The 5,495-nt window shown below is 57.2% G+C and carries 5 protein-coding genes and 1 pseudogene; 4 read left to right on the forward strand and 2 right to left on the reverse strand.

All coding sequences use genetic code 11. From position 1 onward, the window contains the following. On the forward strand, positions 1–948 hold a 948-nt coding region (locus ACWGXF_RS22560), incomplete at its 5' end, for a fimbrial protein (protein ID WP_452102518.1). A gap of 31 nt (positions 949–979) precedes the next feature. Here ACWGXF_RS22560 and ACWGXF_RS22565 read toward each other — a convergent pair. Then, positions 980–1,305: pseudogene (locus ACWGXF_RS22565) on the reverse strand (transposase); the annotation flags it as partial. Between the two features lie 33 nt (positions 1,306–1,338). After that, a complete protein-coding gene (locus tag ACWGXF_RS22570) occupies positions 1,339–2,211 on the reverse strand; it encodes a LysR family transcriptional regulator (RefSeq protein ID WP_034354101.1) in 873 nt (290 codons plus the stop codon). 108 nt (positions 2,212–2,319) lie between these two features. On the opposite strand from ACWGXF_RS22570, the gene speG reads away from it, so the two are divergent. From speG to ACWGXF_RS22585, 3 genes are all read left to right on the forward strand, one after another. Beyond that, positions 2,320–2,835 (forward strand): spermidine N1-acetyltransferase, encoded by a 516-nt coding sequence (speG, locus tag ACWGXF_RS22575; protein ID WP_034354104.1) that lies wholly within the window; start codon positions 2,320–2,322, stop codon positions 2,833–2,835. Between the two features lie 502 nt (positions 2,836–3,337). Continuing rightward, positions 3,338–3,982 carry a helix-turn-helix transcriptional regulator gene (locus ACWGXF_RS22580; RefSeq protein WP_452102519.1) on the forward strand — a complete coding sequence of 215 codons (645 nt, stop codon included), beginning with the start codon at positions 3,338–3,340 and terminating at the stop codon, positions 3,980–3,982. Continuing rightward, positions 3,979–5,238, forward strand: coding sequence for a type II toxin-antitoxin system HipA family toxin (locus ACWGXF_RS22585; protein WP_452102520.1), 1,260 nt, complete (start codon positions 3,979–3,981; stop codon positions 5,236–5,238). The genes ACWGXF_RS22580 and ACWGXF_RS22585 overlap by 4 nt, the downstream gene beginning before the upstream one ends. The last annotated feature ends 257 nt before the right edge of the window (positions 5,239–5,495 follow it).

The raw sequence follows: 5,495 nt of genomic DNA on the forward strand, positions 1-5,495 counted from the left end.
ATGCGCCGAATAATGTTGTGCTGGCTGGTGGTGGTGGCCTTGATGGGAATTTCGTCTCAGGCAGAGGCGATGTGTGATGTGACTGAGGGGGGGCTCCAAACGTTGACGTTCGATGGCCCGGGAGAGCTCATGGTGCCTCGTGATGTACCGGATGAGACTCTGGTCTTTACTGACATCAAGTCACTCGCTAGAGACATCCACTTCAACTGCTACACCAATGCAAGTCTGTTTGGGATACTCGCCGCTCCTGCACGAGGACCGACTCCAGTAGATTCGCCTTACTTTCCTACCGGCACACCCGGACTGTCGTTTCGAATAAAGGCGCAAAACGGGAGCTTCATACCTCCTCCGATGGCGCAGAAGGTCGGTCAATGGATACTGTCCAGGCACATGACACTGGAACTTCTCAAGACTTCGGCATTTGAGCCCAGCGGCCAGATTAAAGCAGGCGAGATCGGAACCCTAAAGCTTGGACCCGATATCCTCGTCACATTTAGACTGGCTCGACCCATAAAATTTATCGCAGGCTCCTGCGAGAGTCCGGACGTGAACGTTCCCATGGGGGATGACTATATTTCGTCCGATTTTGATGGACCAGGTACCCGTACCATACCGGTCTCCTTCAACCTGAATCTAAACCGATGCCCACCTGGAATGGGCAAGGTCAATTACACCTTTGTTGCGTTGACAAAGGTCATTGACGCCAGTCAGGGAATCGTCGGGCTTAATAATGGATCAGGCGCCATTGGAGTCGGGCTTCAAATCAGAGACGGCAATGACGTACCTCTTGCTTTGGATACTCCCCATACATTTACAGGCTACGACTCCCGCCAGGGCGGTAGTTTTCAGATCCCGCTGAAGGCGAACTATTACCGATTAACAAACGAGCCTGGATACAAGCCTGGAACCGCAAATACAGAGCTGATATTCATCATGAGCTACTTGTAGGCTACCGGCTCCAAGATTTGAAGTCCCTCATCCTCAGGGCTTGAGCCGGCGGCCGAGCTCCACCTGGGCGAAAAACGCGCTGGCCAGCTTCAATATCTCGCTGGGCCGGCGCAGTTCCTTGACCCGCGCTCCAGTTCCTTCATGCGCTGAAGCTCGCCGGTCGCTGTGCCTTCGCGTACGCAGGCATCGACCTCGGCACGCTTGACCCATTCGTTCAAGGTCTGCGACACGCAGTCAATCCCGGAAGCGATGAATCCGATGCTTGCCCACAGTGATGGGCCCTCCCCCACGTTGCTCCTGCACCAGCCTCACCGCGCGCTCTCGAACCTCGGGGGAGAGCTTGTTCGACCTCTTCATGGCTTCATCTTCCCAGGCGCTGAAGCCTCCTTGTTAGCTCGAACGCAGCAGCGTTGCCAGCCGTTGCTCGATCCACAAGGCCGTAGCGCCCAGCTCTGCACCTTGCAAATTGAGCATACGCACGGCTAACGGCGGAAGCTGCAGTTCCGCGCAGTCCAGTGCCACGATGCGGGGCTCAATATCGGGTGCTTGCGCGATATTGCGCGGCAGAATTCCCCAGCCTATGCCGTCGGCCAGCATGTCGGCAAGCACGTAGAAGCTCTCCGAGCGCCAGATGCTCGGACTGATCACGAGGTCTTCAACACCCTCGATGTGCATCACCAACTGCCGGTGAGAGGCCAGGTCCTCGCGCTTGATTCCATTGCACTTGGCCAGCTCGTGGTCGCGCGATACGAACACCATCTGAGGTACGCCAGCCACATAAGTTTGAGCAAACTGAGCGCCTGCCGGGCCTCGGTCAAACTGGAAGGCAAGCTCAGCTCGACCTGATTGCACCTGGCGTGCGACTTCTGCCGCCGTGCCATTGAGCAGGGTCAACTCCAAAGCCGGGAACTGGTGCGCCAACTCCTGCAGCAGCCTGGCAATCGGCGGATAGGGCAAGGCTTCGTCGATAGCCACGCAAAGCTTGGCTGTCTGGCCATGCGACAGCTTGCGCGCGCGCAGGTCTAGCGCCTGGGCCTGATTGAGCAAGGCCCGTGCCTCCAGCAAGATGACTTCGCCAGCCTGCGTGAGTCGCACCGACCGGCCTACACGATGAAACAACTCCAGCCCGAGGTCCGCCTCCAGCAGTCCCATGGCCATGCTCACCGAAGATTGAGTTCGGCCCTGGCGCCGAGCGGCCTGGGTCATCGAGCCACAGTCCGCCACGGCGACAAATTGGCTCAAACGTTCTAGTGTCCATTCCATAAATCAATTTTACTGATTGATCTGAACTTTTCTCAAACAAAAAATTGATTGATCATTGGCAACATGGTCGCTTCAAGCGGCCTCTCCAACCATTGAACGAAAGAATCCATGACGACATCCATTCAGCTAAGACCGTTGGAGCGCGACGATTTGCGCTTTGTGCACCACCTGGATAACAACGCCAGCATCATGCGGTACTGGTTTGAAGAGCCTTATGCGACCTTTGATGAACTGACCAGCCTCTACGACTCACACGTTCACGACCAAACTGAACGTCGCTTTGTAGTCGAGCATGAAGGGGCCCGTGGGGGGTTGGTTGAGTTGGTGGAAATCGACCTGGTACACCGTCGAGCGGAGTTCCAGATCATTGTTGCTCCTGATCAGCAGGGCAAGGGGATTGCCACTCGTGCTACTCGTCTGGCGCTTGACTATGGCTTCAAGGTTCTCAATCTGCACAAGATCTTTTTGCATGTGGACAAGGAGAATGCCAAGGCTATCCACGTCTATACGAAGCTTGGCTTTCAGCCGGAAGGTGAACTGGTCGATGAATTCTTTGCCAACGGCCAATATCGAAGCGTGTTGCGCATGTATTTGCTGCAGAAAAGTTACCTCAACAAGGAATGAATCATTGAAGAGCCTCTGGGCTCAGTAGTTCATTGCGCCAGCAGTTCATTGCATCAGTAGTACTGGCGTCTTGCGGCACATGCCAACGTCGCTGGCAATGGCTTGACCATGGCTTTGCCGCGCCGGGCCACCTGGGCTTGAGGATCTCCTGCCGATGCATCCGATAGACACCGTGCTGCATGAGCTGCAGCACCGCGACCGCCAGCGCAGCCGCCTGCCACGCGCTATGAAAAGCAAAGCAGCTACCGCCAACCCGGCAAAGCTATTGGCAGCAAACTGCTTTTAAATCCAGTTAGAGCAAGCGCAACGTGCTCACAAATTCATATGTAGAAAGCACAAAATTATTCATAGATGAATTAAAAATAGATATTTAAATACATCTATGTATCAAACAAGCACGCAGACAACAATGAAGTCACCTGCTGTCGCATGCAAGCAATGCTTTAGAGACAAAAATAATTCATAGATTTGCATGTTTTTGCCAAAACACTAATATCTATGCATGCCACGCCAGAACACATCGCCCACAGACTACCCGCAAGCCGTACTCCAGCAGATCGAGCTGCTTGCGCAGAACATTGTCATCGCCCGCAAACGGCGCGGCGAGTCGCAGGCGCAGTGGGCCAAGAAGCTGGGCATATCGCAGCCCACCATGGCGCGTATAGAGCGTGGCGACCCGTCCGTCGCCATGGCCTCGTATGTGATGTGCATGTGGCTGATCAATCAGGCCGGCGGCCTGGCCGACCTGATCGCGCCGCAGAACGACCATGCGGCGCTGGAGAAGGAAGTGGCCAAGATACGAACCAAACGCAAGCCGGCGGCCTCTCCGCGAGCGATAGCTGCAGCACCCTCAGCCCCGTCTGAGGTCCTTGCACCCACCCGCGCCACCACCGAACATGCACTGGAGAAACTGCAGCAAACGCCGGCCTTTCAGCTTGGCTCGGCCATCCGAAACATGCCCGGGGGGCGAATTAGGGAAGCAATATCAAAGCTCCCAAGCGCTCAGATAGAAAAAGCCATGTCGCCCGGCCTCAAGGCGGTGATGGCATTTCACAACTCACCGACTGGGCAGATGCTTAAAGCTGCCAACAAGAATTCGGAAGGCCTGGCCGCCCTCGTGGCCAAAACAGACCCTAAAAAGAAATGACCCAGACCGTCTCGCCACGCTCCTACGTGCCGCAAGACCAGCTCTATGTGTGGGCCATGGTCAACCCTGCGGCGCCCACACTGGTGGGCGAGCTCAGCCTCTCGCAGCTGGTGGCAGACTGCGCCACTTTTACCTACACACAGGACTGGTGGAACTTTGCGCTCAGCGAGGACATGCCCATCGTCCAGGGGCAGATCTTCAGCACTGGCGATAGGAACACGGCCCCCGGCGCAATTGACGACGCCCGCCCCGACCGCTGGGGCGAGCGCATCATTCGCCACATCGACCGGCCTGCCCGCCTGTCCATTCTGGAAATGCTGCTCTTCGCGGGTGACGACCGCTTTGGCGCGCTGGGAGTGTCGACCTCGGCAGAGCAGTACATTCCCCGCTACCTTGGGCCCTATCCGCAGTTGAAGGATCTGGCCCAGCTCGCCGCCGCGGTAGAAGACGTGCAGACCCAGGCCCCGATCACCGCAGAGATACAGCGCCTTATCCAGCCCGGTGTCACCCTCGGCGGCGCGCGGCCCAAGGCATTGCTGCAGACGGATAACGGCCCCTGCGTCATCAAGTTCAGCGAGCTCGACGACCCCGTGGACACCCCGCTTATCGAGCACGCCACCATGACGCTGGCCGCACAGGCCGGCATGTATGTGGCCGACACCGCCGTGCTGCCACTGCCGCCACGCTACGGCAAGGCGCGGCACGCACTCACCATCGAGCGCTTCGACCGCCTGGGCCCCTACCGCGTGCACTGCCAGTCCGCCCACACCGCCCTGCGCGCTGCGGGGCTGGAGCAAAGTTACAGCAATCTGGCCACCATCCTGCTGCGCCTGGGCCACCCGGACCGGCAGAACGCCATGCGCGAGGAGCTGTTCCAGCGCATGGTCTTCAACATCCTCATGGACAACACCGACGACCACGAGCGCAACCACAGCATCAGCCTCAATCTGGCAGACGGCTACTACGACCTCACGCCCGCCTATGACGTGGTGCCCAGCCTGCAAAACCTTGGCTATCAGGCACTCGTCGTGGGTACCGCAGGCTCCGAATCCAGCCTGGAAAACGCACTCACCCAGATCAACGAGTACGGCATCAAAATGCCCCGCGCCATCGAACTGATACGGCAGATGGCCGCCGCCGTCGATCGCTGGGCCGCGCACTTTACTGCGCTGGGGGTCAGCAAATCCGACATGGAGTTGCTCGCCGCCAGCATCGACCGCGATGCGCTCAGATCGCAGAGACAAGTCTTTCTGTAATAGCTAAGCACCTCTCACCTCAACAAAAAGCCCGCAAGGTTCCAGACCTGGCGGGCTTTCTTGATTCCCAAGGGATCTTGATGACCGACAGCTCAGACCGCGAACAATTGCTTCGCAGCTAAGCAGAGGCATCAGAGATAAGAAAAATCCTCAAAAAGACAAAGAAAGTAATTTTTTCTTGGGCGTGTCCGAATTTTTGTGTAAACGGTTCGGACTTCAATTGACGGAGATGCGGTCTCCGAACTGAATGGTAAAGC

The sequence above is a fragment of the Comamonas sp. HJ-2 genome, assembly GCF_053615495.1.

Excerpts from the sequence above, each read along its gene's own strand:
- ACWGXF_RS22570 (WP_034354101.1), bottom strand. The coding sequence starts at position 2,211 with ATGGAATGGACACTAGAACGTTTGAGCCAATTTGTCGCCGTGGCGGAC.
- speG (WP_034354104.1), top strand. The coding sequence starts at position 2,320 with ATGACGACATCCATTCAGCTAAGACCGTTGGAGCGCGACGATTTGCGC.
- ACWGXF_RS22580 (WP_452102519.1), top strand. The coding sequence starts at position 3,338 with ATGCCACGCCAGAACACATCGCCCACAGACTACCCGCAAGCCGTACTC.
- ACWGXF_RS22585 (WP_452102520.1), top strand. The coding sequence starts at position 3,979 with ATGACCCAGACCGTCTCGCCACGCTCCTACGTGCCGCAAGACCAGCTC.